The organism is Mesorhizobium sp. M4A.F.Ca.ET.022.05.2.1, assembly GCF_003998845.1.
Classification (GTDB): Bacteria; Pseudomonadota; Alphaproteobacteria; order Rhizobiales; family Rhizobiaceae; genus Mesorhizobium.
Genome location: NZ_RZOJ01000033.1, coordinates 1 through 16,465, shown reverse-complemented (window position 1 = coordinate 16,465; position 16,465 = coordinate 1). Strand labels below are relative to the sequence as shown.

General features: G+C 54.9%; 13 protein-coding genes. 6 read left to right on the top strand and 7 right to left on the bottom strand.

Annotated features, from left to right (window positions below):
• Window positions 1-378: 378 nt before the first annotated feature.
• The 5 genes from EN745_RS06370 to EN745_RS06350 all read right to left on the bottom strand — a co-directional run bounded on the left by EN745_RS06370 (window position 379) and on the right by EN745_RS06350 (window position 7,029).
• On the bottom strand, window positions 379-1,125 hold the full coding sequence (locus EN745_RS06370; RefSeq protein WP_127420797.1) for an SDR family NAD(P)-dependent oxidoreductase: 747 nt from the start codon (window positions 1,123-1,125) through the stop codon (window positions 379-381).
• Window positions 1,126-1,456: 331 nt separating this feature from the next.
• The gene (locus EN745_RS06365) at window positions 1,457-3,517 is read right to left on the bottom strand and encodes a hydantoinase/oxoprolinase family protein (protein WP_127420796.1); all 2,061 of its coding nucleotides are present in this window, start codon (window positions 3,515-3,517) and stop codon (window positions 1,457-1,459) included.
• 17 nt (window positions 3,518-3,534) lie between these two features.
• Window positions 3,535-4,512, bottom strand: a complete 978-nt coding sequence (locus EN745_RS06360; RefSeq protein WP_127420795.1) for an ABC transporter permease — start codon at window positions 4,510-4,512, stop codon at window positions 3,535-3,537.
• A 6-nt stretch (window positions 4,513-4,518) separates the two neighbouring features.
• Window positions 4,519-6,030 carry a sugar ABC transporter ATP-binding protein gene (locus tag EN745_RS06355; protein WP_127420794.1) on the bottom strand — a complete coding sequence of 504 codons (1,512 nt, stop codon included), beginning with the start codon at window positions 6,028-6,030 and terminating at the stop codon, window positions 4,519-4,521.
• A 9-nt stretch (window positions 6,031-6,039) separates the two neighbouring features.
• Window positions 6,040-7,029, bottom strand: a complete 990-nt coding sequence (locus EN745_RS06350; protein ID WP_189362972.1) for a sugar ABC transporter substrate-binding protein — start codon at window positions 7,027-7,029, stop codon at window positions 6,040-6,042.
• Between the two features lie 274 nt (window positions 7,030-7,303).
• On the opposite strand from EN745_RS06350, the gene EN745_RS06345 reads away from it, so the two are divergent.
• From EN745_RS06345 to EN745_RS06320, 6 genes are all read left to right on the top strand, one after another.
• Window positions 7,304-9,358, top strand: a complete 2,055-nt coding sequence (locus EN745_RS06345) for a hydantoinase/oxoprolinase family protein (protein ID WP_127420792.1) — start codon at window positions 7,304-7,306, stop codon at window positions 9,356-9,358.
• 4 nt (window positions 9,359-9,362) lie between these two features.
• On the top strand, window positions 9,363-11,153 hold the full coding sequence (locus tag EN745_RS06340) for a hydantoinase B/oxoprolinase family protein (protein ID WP_127420791.1): 1,791 nt from the start codon (window positions 9,363-9,365) through the stop codon (window positions 11,151-11,153).
• A complete protein-coding gene (locus EN745_RS06335; RefSeq protein ID WP_127420790.1) occupies window positions 11,150-12,259 on the top strand; it encodes an FAD-dependent oxidoreductase in 1,110 nt (369 codons plus the stop codon). The genes EN745_RS06340 and EN745_RS06335 overlap by 4 nt, the downstream gene beginning before the upstream one ends.
• Entirely contained in the window at window positions 12,256-12,555 is a 300-nt protein-coding gene (locus EN745_RS06330; protein ID WP_210213730.1) for a (2Fe-2S)-binding protein, read from the top strand. The genes EN745_RS06335 and EN745_RS06330 overlap by 4 nt, the downstream gene beginning before the upstream one ends.
• Window positions 12,542-13,942, top strand: a complete 1,401-nt coding sequence (locus EN745_RS06325; RefSeq protein WP_189362971.1) for an NAD(P)/FAD-dependent oxidoreductase — start codon at window positions 12,542-12,544, stop codon at window positions 13,940-13,942. Before EN745_RS06330 ends, EN745_RS06325 begins: the two co-directional genes overlap by 14 nt.
• A gap of 147 nt (window positions 13,943-14,089) precedes the next feature.
• On the top strand, window positions 14,090-15,031 hold the full coding sequence (locus EN745_RS06320) for a LysR substrate-binding domain-containing protein (protein WP_127420788.1): 942 nt from the start codon (window positions 14,090-14,092) through the stop codon (window positions 15,029-15,031).
• 304 nt (window positions 15,032-15,335) lie between these two features.
• On the opposite strand, the gene gfa is transcribed toward EN745_RS06320, so the two are convergent.
• Window positions 15,336-15,905: an S-(hydroxymethyl)glutathione synthase gene (gfa, locus tag EN745_RS06315; protein ID WP_127420787.1), complete on the bottom strand. Its 570-nt coding sequence runs from the start codon at window positions 15,903-15,905 to the stop codon at window positions 15,336-15,338.
• A 162-nt stretch (window positions 15,906-16,067) separates the two neighbouring features.
• A partial coding sequence (locus EN745_RS06310) for a zinc-binding dehydrogenase (RefSeq protein ID WP_145991985.1) occupies window positions 16,068-16,465 on the bottom strand: 398 nt, incomplete at its 5' end.

The window sequence follows — 16,465 nt, the reverse complement described above, 5'->3', positions numbered from 1 at the left end:
GCAGTGATGGGCCGGGGCCTGCTAATATCAAACCTTGGGCAGCCTCGATGAAATTGATATGAGTGATTTCGAACCAAATTTGGTTTGGTTGCGCTGGACAAATAAGACTGGTTTTGGGAAAGGCGCGTTGACGTTGCCCCTGCGATCTAACCCGGATTGAAGTTCGTTGTGGCCTATTGAGAGGGCCAGAACATGAAGCGCAGTCGCTTTTCGGAAGAAGCCCCTTATTCACGGGGAGGATTATCCGACCAATTGTAGATGTTCAGCTGATTTTTCTGAGCAAGGGCGGCGCCGGCCACCAACCTTAAGAATGTGGAAAGATCGCTTTTAGAAACATGCGATTCATTTTTGTTCCCCTTGTCCCCAAACGGTATGTGCTCATACGAAACGCCAGCCTCCATCGACGAGGAGCGTCTGGCCTGTGACGAAAGCTGCATCGTCCGAAGCGAGGAAGGCAAGCGGTCCGACAAGGTCGGCGGGCTCGCCCGTGCGTTTGATCGCCTGCTGATCGACGGTCTGGTCGAACCATTGGCGTTCGAGGCGACCCTCGGTGGTCCCGGTGCGCACCAGGCCGGGCGCAATGGCATTGGCTGTTATTCCGAACTGGCCGACCTCGGACGCAAGAGACCGCACGAAGCCGATAAGCCCCGCCTTGCTTGCCGAGTAGTGGCAATATCCGGGAATGCCGGAATGAAAGACCGTGGATGACATGGCGATGATGCGCCCCCAGGCCTTCGACTTCATGTTCGGCAAAAAGGCTTGGGTAAGGTGAAACATCGAGTCGAGGTTGATAGTCAGGACTTTTCGCCACTCGTCGAACGTAATCTCCTCGACCGGCGTATTCGGATAGATACCGGCATTGTGAACAAGAACGTCGCAGCCGCCGAATCTTCCATCGACCTTTTCCCGCAGCCGAGCAACGTCCTCGGCTGACGATAGATCACAGCGTTGCGCGAGGGCATTGCCGCCCGCGCGCTCCACGTCTAAAATGGCCTCGTCTGCTGCGGCAATATCAGCAATTACAATGTTCGCACCTTCAAGGGCCAGCCGTTTGCAACATGCCTTCCCGATGCCGTTTGCGCCTCCCGTTACGACGGCCGTCTTGCCTTCCAGCCTACGTTCCATAGATCTTCTCCGACTTCGTGGTGTTGGCAGGCGCCGGCAGAGTACGCTGACGCCGGGTTTAGTTGTCCGGTAAACAATGAAGCGCAGGCCACATAGACGCAGCGATCCGCGAGCATGCACTTCCATGCCCCCCAGCCAGATATCGCCCCCGACCACGTTAAAATACGTCGTGTGATTTCGCCCGCTGCCTTAGCTCCGTTGTATTTTTTTGAGCTTAGCCGTGGTTCCGAAACCCGCTAGTATCAAACCTTCAGCGGCCACCTCAAAATTGATATGGCGAACTGCCTCATTTGTACGGATACGCCGACCTAAGCGATGTGGCGGCGGAAATTCAACGCATCGAGCCAACATGGATGCGCATCACCTTCTGCGCTTCTACGATAAGGCGAGACCCGGGTGGGACCACAATGGTGGAAAGACCAGTATCCACAATCAGCGGACCATCCAGTTCATCCCCAAGAGACAAATCGTCCCCATCGAAAATGCGCGTTCTCACCCATCTGCCCCGGAACATTACATCGCGTTCGGAATGCTTGAGCTGGGTCGCCCGCTTGGGAGGGTTATCTGAAGCAAGGTGCTTTCCCATGGGCACTGTGGCTACCAAACGCAGTGAGACAATTTCGACAGGTGAATTGCGATGGGAATGGCCGTAACGTTGGTTATAGGCCTCATGGAAGATTTCAGAAATTTCGGAGATGGATGTTCTGCTCTGCGGTATTTCAACCGTCACAGTATACTCCTGCCCATCATACCGTAGATCAAGAAGATATTGGTAGTCTATTTCGGGGGAACCGCCTGTTTCGGCGTCGAGGTGGGCCTTTGCTAAGCTTGCTTGGTCTTCGAAACTCCGGTAGATCTCGTCTTCGTCCAAATCCCGCATAAATCTGTTGAATGGGAGAGCGAGATCGTGGCGCATGGGCGAATGCAGCATTCCCCATGCAGAGAATACCCCCGCAAGCGGTGGAACCACGACGTCGGTAACCTCCAAGGCCTCCGCTATAAAGGCGGCATGCATCGCCCCGGCACCCCCAAACGCGACGATAGAGAAATCTCGCGGTTCGATACCCTGTTCAACTGTAATCCTCCGGATCGCATCGGCCATCTTGGCGTTGGTGATGTCCAATATGCCCTCCGCAAGCGTCTCCGCGTCTATTCCAAGTGACCTCGCTATCTCGCTAAGCGACTCCTCCGCTTTTGCTCGGTCGACCCGAACCGCCCCGCCCAGTTCTGTCCGTGGCTGGAAGCGATTCAAAAATACCTGCGCGTCTGTGACCGTCGGTTCTTTCCCACCTTTTCCATAACAGGCTGGTCCAGGTTCAGCGCCGGCGCTCTCAGGGCCAACACGAAGGCCGCCCGACTCGATATACGCAATCGAGCCAGCTCCCGCCCCGATCGACTCTATGTCAACCACGGGCATAATGATGTCCATTCCGGAGAGAGTGGTCTGATTGACCACCCGCGGCTTACCGTCAACGACGAGACTCACATCAAAGCTGGTGCCACCGACGTCCGCGCATATGATGTTGGGGGTACGGAAACGCCCCGTCATTTCCGACGCGCCAATAATGCCACCGACGGGGCCTGAGAACAGGGTCTGAATGGGCTGCTTGCTTGCCTGTTTGATCGACATCAGCCCCCCGCTGGATCGCGTTACGAAAAGAGGTACTGCAAGCCCTCTCTCCTCCAGGCGCGATTCTATGATACCGAGATATCGTCGAACCACTGGGCTGATGTACGCGTCGGCGACGGTTGATGCTGCTCGTTCTGCTTCACGCCACTCCCGCGCGACTTCATGCGAGAGAGATACTGAGATACCAGGCAGGTTTTGCTCCAAGAATTCTCGAGCAGCGATCTCATGGTCGGGGTTTTTGAAACTGAACAGGAAGCAGACCGCGACCGATTGGATCCCATTTGCTTTGGCATGTTCGACTGCAGTTTCTAGGTCCTCCGACTTTAGCTTTGCTATTTCCTTGCCCTGATAGTCAAGACGACCTCCTATCTCCAGTGTATCCCGTCGGCGCACGAGTTGCTCAGAACGCTGAAACTTGTTGTTATACATTTCATTGCGTGGTCGCGACCCCCGCATAATGAAGAAGCTGTCGCGAGCACCGGCGGTCGTCAGAAGCATTATCCTGCTGCCGGAGCGAGAAAGCAGCGCATTTAATCCTTGTGTCGTTCCGTGTACCGCGAACTCGACATCAGAAAAATCATCGATGATTTGGCCGAAGGCGCGCAAAATGCCTTCTGATAGATCGCTGGGTGTCGTCGGGTACTTCGCCGCGCGAAATTCGCCGGTTAGAGTATCCTGAACGACGACATCAGTAAACGTGCCTCCGATGTCGGCCGCAATTCTATACCGCTTTGTTCCGACAGCAGTGTTGCTTATAGTCATTTGAAATCCGCCTCGTTTTACTTACGACCGGTGAGCGTGTTGGTTGCCACCGCTAGAATGATGATGGTGCCAGTCATCATGTCCCTGAGATATGCCTCGAGATTCATGATGTTGAAGGCGTTATTGATGATCGCCAAAAGAAACACGCCGACAACCGTCCGCCAAATCGCGCCCGCGCCGCCGGCGATCGATGTCCCTCCGAGAACGACCGCCGCAATCGCCTGAAGTTCAAGTCCAGCACCACTATTGGGAATGCCAGTGGACACCTTCGAAGACAGCAGGATGCCGGCAAGTGCCGCGGCAAATCCGGCGACTGCGAAAGTTGAACCCTTAATGACTTTCGTCCGTACACCTGACAGAAGCGCCGCTTCTTCGTTTCCACCGACCGCAAATATGTAGCGTCCATACTGGGTGCAGTGAAGCGCGAGCAATGAGACGATCACGAAGGCGATGAAAATGATGATTGGATAGGTGATCCCATAAATACCCCCCAGGCCCAGACCTGAATAGGATTGTTCTGTTACACTGATAAGATATCCGCCGGAGATGGCGATGCCGAGTCCCCGGATTACTATGCTGGAAGCCAAGGTGATCAGGAACGAATTGAGTTGAAGTCTGGCGATAAGAACTCCATTGGCCAAGCCAATCACAGTGCCGAACATCAGCCCCGCAAGCAGCCCAAGGGCCGGCGTCGTTGCATTGGCCACAAGGGCAGAGGCAATTCCCGCTAACGCAAATGTCGCCGACACTGAGAGGTCGAAACCGCGCGCGATGATGACAAAGGTCATTCCACATGCGATGATTCCGACGCCAGCGTTTTGGTCGAGCAGGTTTCGCATATTCCTCGGTGTGAGAAATGCAGGCTCCACGATTGCCAAGACGAAGATCGCGAGAATTAAAGCAGTGAGGATAGCGTAATCCTTCAGCAGCCTCAGCCCGTAGGTTTTGATCGAGGCGCGTCTTGCCATCTTTTCAGATACAGTGGTTGCACACATTGGTCATCACCCGTTAGAATTTGGCCGACTTTCAGATACGCCGAGGCTTGCATGAAGGATTTCCCCGATCTCGATTTCGTCTAGGGATCGTTCGCCAATCAGCCTTCCCTCACGCATGATATAAATCCGGTGGCAAAGTCCGACCAGCTCCTCAAGTTCTGACGACACGATCAGTACTGCAATCCCACGCTCAGCAAGTCCGGCAATCAGATTGTAAATTTCGGATTTCGCCCCGATGTCCACACCGCGTGTAGGCTCATCAAGGAGTACAATCGACGGGTTCGCGGCCAGCCATTTTGCGAAAAGCACCTTTTGCTGGTTGCCGCCTGAAAGGGAGGAAACTGATACCTCCGTGGAAGGGCATTTGATGCTTAAGGTATCAGCCCATTTGCGGATCTCTTCACGTTCCTTCGTGCGGCTTATGAAGCCAAAGGGCCGAAGTTCAGCAAAATTCACAAGCGCGATGTTTTCTGTGATCGAATGGTCGAGAAACAATCCCTGTGTGCGTCTACTTTCGGGCACCATGGCGAGTCCATTGTGGATCGCCCTAATAGGCGAATGTTTGCCAACCGGGCAGCCATCGAGCGCAAGCGTGCCGCTTTGAGAAGCATCAGCACCAAAAATGCACCGCAAGACTTCAGTTCGCCCACTTCCGACAAGTCCCGCTATTCCGACGATTTCTCCCGCCTTTGCGTGGATGTTGACGTCTTCAAATGCCGGTTTTCTGGTCAAACCATGCGTGGACAATTTGACCGCGCTTGATACCGGCGGAGGCTTCTTGGGCGGATAAACGTCGGAAAGTTCGCGTCCCAGCATCGCCGAAACCAGCGACGCCCTTGATTGGTCACCTGTCGGTCCAGTTTGTACATGTTTTCCGTTTCGAAGGACCGTCAGAGTGTCGCAGATTGTAAGTATGTGATCGATAAAGTGGGAAACGTATATAAAGGTGGTCCCGCGGTCCTTTGCTAATCTCTTGACCACAGCGTGCAGACGCTCGATTTCTGTGGGCGTAAGTGACGATGTGGGCTCGTCTAAAACAATAAGTCGGGCGTTTCGAGAAAGCGCCTTGAGTATTTCCACCTGCTGCTGATCCGCAATACTCAGCGAAGCGACCGTGGCTCTCCCATCGAGGTGAAACCCGAACTGATCCTGCAGCTCATTGAAATCTCGGAGGTTCGCACGGTCTCGCAAAAAACCGAGTGTCGCCCTCTCTCGACCGAGATAGACATTGTCGGCGACCGTAAGTTCCTGGCAAAGAACTAATTCCTGTTGCACAACAGCAATTCCGCGGTCAATCGCCTCGCGCGGCGACGACACCGTGGCGTCGTCGCCATCATAGATCAAACGTCCGCAGCTTGGCTGGAGAATGCCCCCCATCAACTTTCCCAAGGTCGACTTGCCAGCGCCATTCTCACCGACGAGGCCATGGATGCTTCCACTGCGGACTACAAACGAAACGTTCTGTAGTGCAAGGGTTCCCCCAAAATGCTTGCTGACATCCTCAACTACGATCTGCATCGTACGCCCCTAGCCATCCCACTTCGATGACCAGTCAGGATGGGACTCGAGATTCTTTTTGGTGGCGACCGCTGCACCGACCGGCGACTGCGCCTCCAGATCGATGAGTGGCTCAAATTTCTCACCGCGGACGGCTGCGATGATGTTCTTGCCGCCAAGATATCCTTCCATGTACGGCATCTCCACATAGCTGCCGTACCAGCGCCCTTCCCTAATAGCGTCTACCGCAGTTCGTGTACCTCCGAGGCCGATGAGTTGAACGCCCTCACTGCCCACCTCGACACCTGCGCTGCTCAGTGCGACCTGCGCACCTGCCACCGCCTGATCGGCAAAGGAGGTGATGACATCGAGGTCAGGATTCGATTGCAGCACGTCCTGTGTCACTTTTAGCCCGAGTTGCCTTCCCCACCACGTGTCTTGGGTCGATACGACCTTGATCGAAGGAAACTTGGCAATGTATTCGTTGAATGCCTTGATTTTGGGAACGTCCTGAGCCGCTGAGCGGCTGCCAACGAGCAATGCAACCTTGCAATTGTTTCTGCTCTTGCACGCCTCCACGGTGGCTTCAGCCAGTCGAATCCCAATGCTGTTCACATTGTAGCCGACAAACGTCGTCAGCCCTTCGACCTGAAACTTGTCGGTTATCGTAGGATCAGGGCCTAGCGCATATTCGAGCGAACCGAATTTTATTCCTGCTTTGATCGCCTCCGCGGCGGCCGGAACTATCGACGAATAGCCCATAGGCAGGATCAACATTCCATTGAACCGCCCCGAGGCGACAGCGTCCTCTACCTGGTTGTACTGTTTGGTCGCGTCAAACGCACCGTCGAAAAATTCGACTTCAACATTTCCAGCCTCTTTCGCCGCGTCTTTTAGACCCTGAAGGCTAGCCAGTGTGAAGGCATTGTCGGCAGCAAAGCCGAACAAGGCAATGCGAACCGGTTCGGCGGCATAGGCAGGTCCGGACAAAACCGCTGCGACGCCCACCAGCGCCGCCATCCAAGAGCACTTATTCATTCGACCTTCTCCTCCCATATTAGTCTCGACGAACATACCAGCCACTCTAATTCCCGCTAATATCAAACGTTGGTTGGCTATGATGGAATTGGTATGGGCTATCTGCGCCCAATTCTGGTTTTCTAACGATCAGGAGCTTCACCAAAGGCCAATCGCGACGGCGGTCAAACGTCAGGTCAAAATTGAAACGTGAAACAATTCAACGAGCGGACAGAGCTACGCGCTCGGGTCCATGCGCGATCAAGGAATAATAGGTATGATACGTGTGGGAATAGACGTCGGAGGAACCTTCACCGACTTCGTGTTGGTAAACACTCAATCCGGCGAAGTTATGTACTTCAAGGAACCCTCAACGCCGCACGACCCCTCCGAAGCGATCGAGACCGGCTTAGCTGGCGCGCTGGCCAAGTATGATCTCAAACCTGAGGAGATCGGTTTTGTCGGTCACGGAACCACCGTCGGTACAAACATGGTCATCGAGCTTCGTGGTGCGAAAACCGGCCAGATTACGACGAAGGGTTTTCGAGATATCCTGGAGATCGGAAGGCAAGTACGTCCCGATGTATATAATTACCGGGTGGTGAAGTCAGCACCGTTGGCAAAAAGGCAGTATAGAATCGAGGTTTCGGAGCGGATCGACGTCCGAGGAAAGCTCTTGCTAGATCTCGATGAGGCCGAACTTCGACGCGGAGTGGAATACTTGGCCCGCGAGGGCGTGGAAGCCGTCTCTATCTGCTTCCTGCACAGCTACCTATATCCCGAACACGAGATTCGCGCGGAACGGGTAGTACGGGAACTGATGCCGTGCGCATTCGTGTGCCGGTCGAGCGACGTTTTGCCTGAATTCCGTGAATATGAACGGTTCTCCACAACAACAATGAATGCGTATCTTGGACCTAAGTTCGAAAACTATTTGGTGCGGCTCGTCCAGCGACTGACGAGCCTTGGCATATCGGCCAAGCCTTATACTATTCACTCAAATGGTGGGCTAATGTCGATAGATACGGTTCGACGATATCCGGTTCGCACATGTCTTTCGGGTCCGGCGGCCGGTGTAATTGGATCTGCTGCCGTCGCGGCACAGGCCGGCTATAGGAATGCGATCACTTTCGACGTGGGCGGTACCAGCACGGATATATCGGTTATTACCGATGGGAAGCCGCACTTTACCACAAGCCGAGAAGTGGCATCCTATCCCGTCAAAACTCCGATGGTGGATATTCACGTGATTGGTGCTGGAGGCGGCTCGATTGCGTACATCGATGATGCTGGAGCTTTGCATGTGGGGCCGCGAAGCGCCGGTGCCGTGCCGGGGCCGGTCGCCTACATGCGAGGCGGGTTAGAGCCCACGATAACCGACGCCAACGTCGCCCTTGGACGACTGAACCCAGTTGCGCTGCTTAACGGGACAATGCCTATCGATTTCGAGGGCGCACGCCGTGTCATCGAAGAAAAGATTGCCAAACCGTTGGGGATGAGCGTGGAGCAGGCAGCCTACGGCGTAATACGTATCGCCGTATCAAACATGGCTCGCGCCATCCGGGCGGTAACCACGCAGCGTGGCATTGATATGCGCGACTACGCCTTCATCACCTTTGGCGGTGCCGGGCCTCTTCACGGCGTGGAAACAGCGGTCGAATGCGGCCTATCCAAGGTGATCGCACCTAAAGAACCGGGAACCATGTGCGCTCGCGGTATTCTTGTCTCCGACACCAGCTTCGATTTCGTTCAGAGCAAGATCTGCTCGTTTGTCTGCGAAGAGTGGCCGAGTATCGTGGCCGAAATAGATGTTTTGCGTGGCGAAGCCGAGCGATGGTTGGCCAGTGAAGACGTTCCCACTTCCCAGCGCCAGTACGACAATATGTTGGAGGCGCGTTACTACGGGCAAAATCATGAGGTTCAGGTGCCCCTCTCAGACTCCCTGCCCGACGCTCAGACCTTCTTGCAGGAATTCGAACGTGCGCATCGCAAGGAATATGGCTATGCGCTTACCGACCGCCAGATCGAAATCGTAAACTTTCGGGTGCGGGGATCGGCAATCTCGTCCGCAAAGGCCAACAACTCCCTGCAACCGGACGGAAAGCTCGAAGAGGCCGTCATTGGACGACGCGAATTTTTCGTCGATCCGGACATAAAATGGGTGAATGCGGTCGTTTACGCACGTGACAGAGTTCCGGTTTCGGCGCGAATTGCCGGCCCTGCAATCATAGAAGACATGAGTTCCACCTGCATTGTCTTTCCTAAACAAGTCGCCTCTGTGGACGCGGCTGGGAATTTGATCATCGAATTAAATAGTGCGGCCGGAGAATAGGAAAATGACCACGAAAAATAGTACGAGTGGACCGGTATCAGATCCGATTGCGATGGAAGTTTACAACAACCGCCTAATGGCGATTGTCGAAAGTATGCTGCACATTCTCGTGCGTTCATCGTTCTCCACAAACGTCAAGGAACGACGCGATTGCTCGGTGGGGCTGTTCGATGCTTCGGGCAGAGTCCTAGCCCAGACAGATCACACGCCTCTGCACCTGGGGTCCACTGTCGGTGCAATCTCCTGCTTGCTTCAGGAATTTCCAATTGAGGAAATCCGTGAAGGCGACGCTTTCATGTGCAACGATCCATACGTCGCCGGGGGTACCCATCTCCCTGACATCACTGTGGTGTCACCCGTCTTCCATCAGGGAAGGATAGCCCTCTTCCTCGCAAATATTGCTCACCATTCGGATGTCGGCGGGGTTGTTCCAGGATCCATTTCCGGTACGTCCCAAACGATATTCGAAGAGGGGATTCGTATCCCACTTGTTCGGATTCGTCACGGCGGCAAACTTCAGAATGATATCGTTCGTCTTGTTACGTTGAACACGCGCGATCCCAAAGAACGCGAGCTTGATTTGGGCGTGCAGCTGGCAACGAATGACCGCGGCGTTGTCATGACGCAAGAACTTCTTGATCACATCGGCGAGGCTAGGTTTACCGCAATCGTAGCGGATATGCTCACCTATACGCGCCAGCGCCTCCGCAACCAACTTTCTGCACTGGCACCCAAGGAATCCAGTTTCATATCATTCCTGGACGATGACGGAATCGGCGACGATCCAGTGAAGATCGCCGTGCGCGTCGCCGTGTCGGATGACAAATTGCTCTTCGATTTTTCCGGTACCGGGTCGCAGGCTGCCGGTGCAATGAATGTGCCGTTCAACGCACTTCAGGCGACGATCGTGTACTGCGTAAAAATGATGATTGATCCAGGCTTGATGCCAAATCATGGCATATTCGACGGGATTTCGATCAAGACGCCAAGCAAGTCCATCGTGAGCCCGGTCCACCCTGCAGCTGTGGGTGCTCGATCGATCACAGCCAACAAAGTCGCGCGGGCAGTGATCGGAGCGCTAGCGCAAATGCTGCCGCCGGATCGCGGCATCGCTTCAGGTCAGGATATCGTGCCCGGTGTTTGTTTCGCCGGCCAACGGAGCAACGGCGACGCCTATGTCTACATGGAGACCGTTGGTGGGGGCTCTGGAGGTACCGCACAAGTCGATGGAATGGACGGAGTACAGCTACACGTTACCAACACTTCCAATTTACCGGTGGAAGCCCTCGAGCACGAGTACGGACTTCTGGTGGACGAGTACGCTCTCGTCGAGGACAGCGGCGGCGCGGGCAAATATCGGGGCGGCCTCGGCATCGCGCGTCAGATCGCAGCCACAGAAGATGGAGTAATTTTTTCTGTGCGTTCCGATGGCCACATCTACCCGGCTCCCGGACTGCGGGGGGGGCAGGACGGGCGTTGCGCAAGGATTTTGTTTAATGTCGGTTCGGCGGAGGAACGCGAACTCGGTTCAAAGACATCCAATCTGGTGCTCAATTCCGGTGACAGCATTAGAATCGAAACGCCCGGCGGCGGCGGGTATGGTGCCATCGAGGATCGAAGCGATAAGCAGATTTTCGAGGATGTCCTAGACGGCAAGACATCGCTTGCCTTCGCGAAGAAGGGCTACGGTGCATCACGGACAGAGGAAATCCTGAAGAAATGCGAACAGGCGGCCTTCGACGCTGTCAAGGGGGCAAAAGGAGCCGACGCGCTTGCTAGACGATCGCAGCCATGAGCACACAGAGGAAAAATTTCGATGTGATCGTTGCCGGTGGCGGCCTGGTTGGACTTTCCATTTCGATCGGTCTCAGACTGCGTGGCCTTGACGTGATGGTCCTCGATGGGGGTGACGGCGACCATCGTGCATCGCGAGGAAACTTTGGCCTTATCTGGGTGCAGACCAAAGGGCATACGTTTCGACCCTACGCCCAGCTCTCGCGCAAAGCTGCAAAGATGTGGCCGGAATTTAGCTCCCATTTGAAAGACCTAAGCGGAGTAGACGTCGGCTTGGAGGACAAAGGCGCCTTTCACTTTTGCATGTCGGAAACGGAGTGGAAAAATCGCTCTGAGCTCATGAAAAAGCAGTTCGATGGCGACCTTCCCGTGCCTGGTGCCTACGAGATGCTTGAGCGGGGGGAACTGGATAAGATTATCCCTGACCTTGGAAACTCTGTTGTCGGTGGATGTTATGGACGTCTCGATGGTGCTGTGAACCCTCTGGCATTCTTCCGGGCGCTGCATTCCGCCTACGCCGCGGTTGGTGGAAAATATCGGGCGTCCAGCGCAGTGACACACATCGATACGGCAGGAACTGACTTCAATGTTACGGCGGGGAAATCGACCTATAGCTGTGGCAAGTTGTTGCTGGCCGCCGGGCTGGGAAACAACCATCTGGCACCAATGGTCGGCATCCAAATGGACGTCAGACCTATCAGGGGACAGGTTCTTGTAACCAACAAGATGCCGAGATCGCTCCATTATCCAACCCATACGATCAGGCAGATGGAAGCAGGTGGTTTTATTCTCGGTGATTCTCGTGAAGACGTAGGACTGGATTGTGGCACCACACCAGAAGTCATCTCAGGTATCGCAAGGAAAGCGATCGGTTGTTTTCCGAAGCTGGCCAGCTCGCAACTTTTACGCGTTTGGGCAGGTTTGCGGACGTTCACAAGGGATGGGGTGCCCCTTTATCTCCGCTCGAGTTCCCATCCCAACGCGTATGCGGTGAACGTCCATAGCGGGGTGACGTTGGCACCTGTGCACGCTCAAGACGTGGCAACCGCTATCGAAGAAGGGGGCTTGGAAACCCGCTTTCCGGATTTCGCAAGGAACAGATCATGAACTTTCGGCCAATATTCGAAGAAGAGACCGCCGACCTGGTGCCTATCACGGTCAACGGCGTAGTCGTAGCCGCCCGGAAGGGCCAAACACTGGCGCTGGCACTGTTAGAAAGCAACCTCGATCATTTCAACACAAATCCGGTGTCGGGGAATCGTCGCCTGCCCTATTGCATGATGGGTGCCTGCTTTGAATGTCGACTAATCGTAGATGGTATGCGCGACATTCTGGCGTGCAGGTGTGAAATTCGCCCGGGTATGGTCATTAATACGCAGGACAGTGATGATGGAAAGATTTGACCTGGTCGTTATTGGCGCCGGACCGGCTGGATTGGCCGGCGCAATTCAGGCGCAAAAACTCGGTCTATCCGTCGTCGTTTTGGACGACGGAGTTCGGCCGGGAGGGCAGATTTACCGCAATCTCGAGAACCTCACCGAAAAGATGCAATCGGTTCTGGGAAAAAATTATCGGAACGGCGAAAAGCTGCTCCAAGATGCCAGCCACATGGCACTGGACGTGAGAACAGATACTGCGGTTTGGCACATATCAGCCGACAAGATAGTATACTTTATACGAGATGACGAAGTGGCAGCTGTCAGCGCTGGCGCCATTATGCTCGCCACCGGAGCACTTGAACGGCCCTTTCCAATCCCCGGCTGGACCTTGCCCGGCGTCATGACTGCAGGCGCTGCACAAATTGCAATGAAAGTCGGCTCGGCAATCCCTGCCGGACGTATAGTGTTGGCAGGCTGCGGTCCGCTTCTGTATCTCGTGGCCGGCCAATTGGCTCAGGCCGGAGCCAATGTCCAAGCTGTACTCGATACTACCCCGCGCATGAATTATTGGCGCGCCATTCGTTATGCGAAGTTGGATTTCACGAGCCTGAGCCAGATCCTTGACGGAATCCGGATGATCCGAGCGATTTCTGCGCAAGGCATCCGCCATGTGCGTCACGTGAAAGACATTAAGGTTCGCGGGGCGAACCGTGCGGAGGTTGTCGAATATTCGACTACTGGGGAATCTGGAACTATTGAAGCTGAATGCGTGCTTCTCCACCAAGGCGTGGTCCCCAACATACAACTTTATAGACATCTAGGGTGTGAAGTTAAATGGGATGATTCACAGCTCTGTTTTCACCCTGTCATCGATGGCAATTGGCAGACTAGTGTGCCCGACATATTTGCCGTTGGTGATAGTGCGCGTATTATGGGAGCGAAAGCAGCGGAATATTCCGCGCGCTCCGCTGCACTTTACATCGCCAAAAAAGCGAAGGGCACGCAAGACCTGAAGACGGCGAATTCCATCCACAGGGAATTCCGCCGCCTTACAGGCATGCGGAAATTTCTCGATATACTGTATCAACCCCCAGTTCAGTTCCGCGTTCCGGCTCTTAAGGATACTGTAATATGCCGCTGCGAAGAGATCACTGCCGGTGAGATTACAGAGTTAGCACGTTCGGGATGTGCTGGGCCAAACCAGGCGAAGTTCTTCACTCGATGTGGCATGGGCCTGTGTCAGGGGCGCAACTGCGGCCTCACTGTCACCGAATTGTTTGCGAACGCTAGTGGGAAGTCGCCGAACGAAGTTGGATACTATAATATCCGTTCACCGATACGCCCAGTGAAGTTGGGCGCTCTTGCGCGAGTCGAAACGGGTGGTCTCAAAGCAGATATCGAGTTTTCCTGAAACGCTGGATGTGTGCGGCGAAAATTGCTCCACTCCCGTCAATCGCTTTCAAGGAAGGACACCTTGTCTTGAAGATCGAAGTCCGAGATTTGCCTTTTCGTATCGTGATGCCTTAGGCTTAAATGGTATCGTGCTGGGCAACGGCTTATGAAGTTCAATCAAATTGAGGCGTATCGGGCGGTGATGTTGGCTGGAAGCGTGAGCGACGCTGCCCACTTCCTTAATGTCTCCCAGCCTGGCATCAGCCGCCTTATCAAGGATCTTGAACGTTCGATTGGATTCAATTTATTCGATCGAATACCCGGAAGAATCATCGCCACGCCCGAAGGTGAGGCTTTTTTCAAGCACGTTCAGCGCATTTATTCCGGAATTCAAGACCTTGAATCTGCAGCAAACGACATTGCAAATCTGAAGCACGACCGGCTCCGGATCGCCTCCTTTCCCGCTGCATCGCTCGACCTTGTGCCCAGGGCAATTGTGAGGATGAATTCAGCCTATCCAGATCTGAAAATCAGACTTGAGGTACAGAATTCACTCCGGATTCTCGATCTGGTGTCGAGCAGACAGATCGATGTTGGAATAGCGGCATTTCCAGTTGATTATCCGGGCGTCATTCTCGAGCGGGTGTATGAACCTTTTTGCAAATGCGTTCTGCCGGCAGGACATCCCAAATCCGGTTTGGACAGCATATCGCTCGGAGACCTGAAAACTGAGCGGACAATAGGCATCGCTGAAGAACTTACAATCGGACACGCACTTATTGCCGCCGGGAGTGAGTCGAACGTAAAGATAGAGAATATAGTAGAGACGACATCGGCGTACGCGGTCTGCAGGATGGTTGAACTGGGAATGGGCGTCGGCGTTGTCGACCCGTTGACTGCATCCTTGTTCCGCGAGACGGGCGTCGTTGCACTTGAATTCAAGCCCGACATCAAATTCGGGTTTGCGATTGTGTTGTCGGAACACGTAATTCGATCGCAGGCAATGGATAAATTCGTCAAGGTATTGCATGAAATTGTGAAACTATCGCTAGGTCCGACGCGACTCGATACTTTGCCTATAGCCGGTCCGCCATCAGTACCCAGCTAAGTTTCGTAGCGGCGCTCGGTTAACGAGGCGCGAAAAAAGCGATGTGTTGAACTTTTCCGATTAATTCCTGCCTGAATCGATAGGCGGCATATGGTCAGCCAACCCGGAGTTGATCGCGCCGAGAGTCATATTCTGCTTAGGTGTGGGCGTCAGAGCCGGCGCGACTTTTCGCTAACGATTTAACTGACCGGTAGATTTGCCAAACCGATTGCACAATTGTTTCATGGCTTCACAGATTTAGCGGTGTCTTTCCAGAGCAGGGCCGGAAACGTGTCCGGCCCCATACCTGAAAATCCCACAGCTATCAGGCCGGCAAAGCGCGGGACTTCTTCGCCGTCCAGGTGGCGATATAGTCCATCAGGCCCGGATCGAGGCAGTCATAGGGTTCCAGCCCGGTGGTCCTCAGCTGTGCACGAATACCGTCCATCCGTTTCGGGTCGACACCGGATTCGATGATCGAGGACACGAAGGCTGTAAACCCGGGCGGCGACCAGCCGTCCTCCTCGAAGCGCTCGGGATGAATGAAGGAAAGCCCCTTGAACGGATGGTCGCGCTCGACCGGTCCGTGCATGTGAACGCCGCAGCCTGCGCAGGCATGACGCTGGATGAGCGCTGCCGGATCGACCACCTTGAGCTTGTCGCCGTTCTCTGTGACCGTGACGTCGCCCGTGCCGGCCACGGCGACGACCGAGAACACCGCGCCGTTCGGCTTCCAGCATTTGGTGCAGCCGCAGGCGTGGTTGTGAGCGATCTGGCCCTTGACCTTTACCTTGACCGGCTTGCTGGTGCAAGCGCAGACCAGTGTGCCGCCGGTAAAGCTTGCGCTTTCCTTGGGTAGCCCATTGTCGATTTTCGGATGCAGTTTTTCCGCCATGTCTTCTCCTCCTATGTTGTGAACTACAGAGGCCACGGGCCGGTTGGTCCGCGGCGTGCCGTTCGTATGACCCGCCAAGGTTGAACGATTTTGGCGGGTCATACGCAGATTCGGTGGAACGCGACCGGACGCCGACTTGCATCCGCTCCTGCTGGTCGCGTCCTAGTAAACCACCACGCTCCTTATGCTCTTGCCCTCATGCATGAGATCGAAGCCCTTGTTGATCTCCTCGAGCTTCAGCGTGTGGGTGATCATCGGGTCGATCTGGATCTTGCCGTCCATGTACCAGTCGACGATTTTCGGCACGTCGGTGCGGCCGCGCGCGCCGCCAAAAGCGGTGCCCATCCAGGTGCGGCCGGTGACCAGCTGGAACGGCCGTGTCGAGATCTCCTGGCCGGCGCCGGCGACGCCGATGACGACCGACTTGCCCCAGCCGCGATGCGAGGCTTCCAGCGCCTGCCGCATCACCTTGGTGTTGCCGGTGCAGTCGAAGGTGTAGTCGGCGCCACCAATCTGGTCGGCGCCGCGCTTGGTCATGTTGACGAGGTGAGGGACGATAT

What these genes read in the sequence shown, in the direction of transcription:
- EN745_RS06345 (WP_127420792.1), top strand. Translation starts at nt 7,304, where the DNA reads ATGATACGTGTGGGAATAGACGTCGGAGGAACCTTCACCGACTTCGTG.
- EN745_RS06350 (WP_189362972.1), bottom strand. Translation starts at nt 7,029, where the DNA reads ATGGCGGCGCTGGTGGGCGTCGCAGCGGTTTTGTCCGGACCTGCCTAT.
- EN745_RS06325 (WP_189362971.1), top strand. Translation starts at nt 12,542, where the DNA reads ATGGAAAGATTTGACCTGGTCGTTATTGGCGCCGGACCGGCTGGATTG.
- EN745_RS06340 (WP_127420791.1), top strand. Translation starts at nt 9,363, where the DNA reads ATGACCACGAAAAATAGTACGAGTGGACCGGTATCAGATCCGATTGCG.
- EN745_RS06320 (WP_127420788.1), top strand. Translation starts at nt 14,090, where the DNA reads ATGAAGTTCAATCAAATTGAGGCGTATCGGGCGGTGATGTTGGCTGGA.
- EN745_RS06370 (WP_127420797.1), bottom strand. Translation starts at nt 1,125, where the DNA reads ATGGAACGTAGGCTGGAAGGCAAGACGGCCGTCGTAACGGGAGGCGCA.
- EN745_RS06355 (WP_127420794.1), bottom strand. Translation starts at nt 6,030, where the DNA reads ATGCAGATCGTAGTTGAGGATGTCAGCAAGCATTTTGGGGGAACCCTT.
- EN745_RS06335 (WP_127420790.1), top strand. Translation starts at nt 11,150, where the DNA reads ATGAGCACACAGAGGAAAAATTTCGATGTGATCGTTGCCGGTGGCGGC.
- EN745_RS06365 (WP_127420796.1), bottom strand. Translation starts at nt 3,517, where the DNA reads ATGACTATAAGCAACACTGCTGTCGGAACAAAGCGGTATAGAATTGCG.
- EN745_RS06330 (WP_210213730.1), top strand. Translation starts at nt 12,256, where the DNA reads ATGAACTTTCGGCCAATATTCGAAGAAGAGACCGCCGACCTGGTGCCT.
- EN745_RS06360 (WP_127420795.1), bottom strand. Translation starts at nt 4,512, where the DNA reads ATGTGTGCAACCACTGTATCTGAAAAGATGGCAAGACGCGCCTCGATC.
- gfa (WP_127420787.1), bottom strand. Translation starts at nt 15,905, where the DNA reads ATGGCGGAAAAACTGCATCCGAAAATCGACAATGGGCTACCCAAGGAA.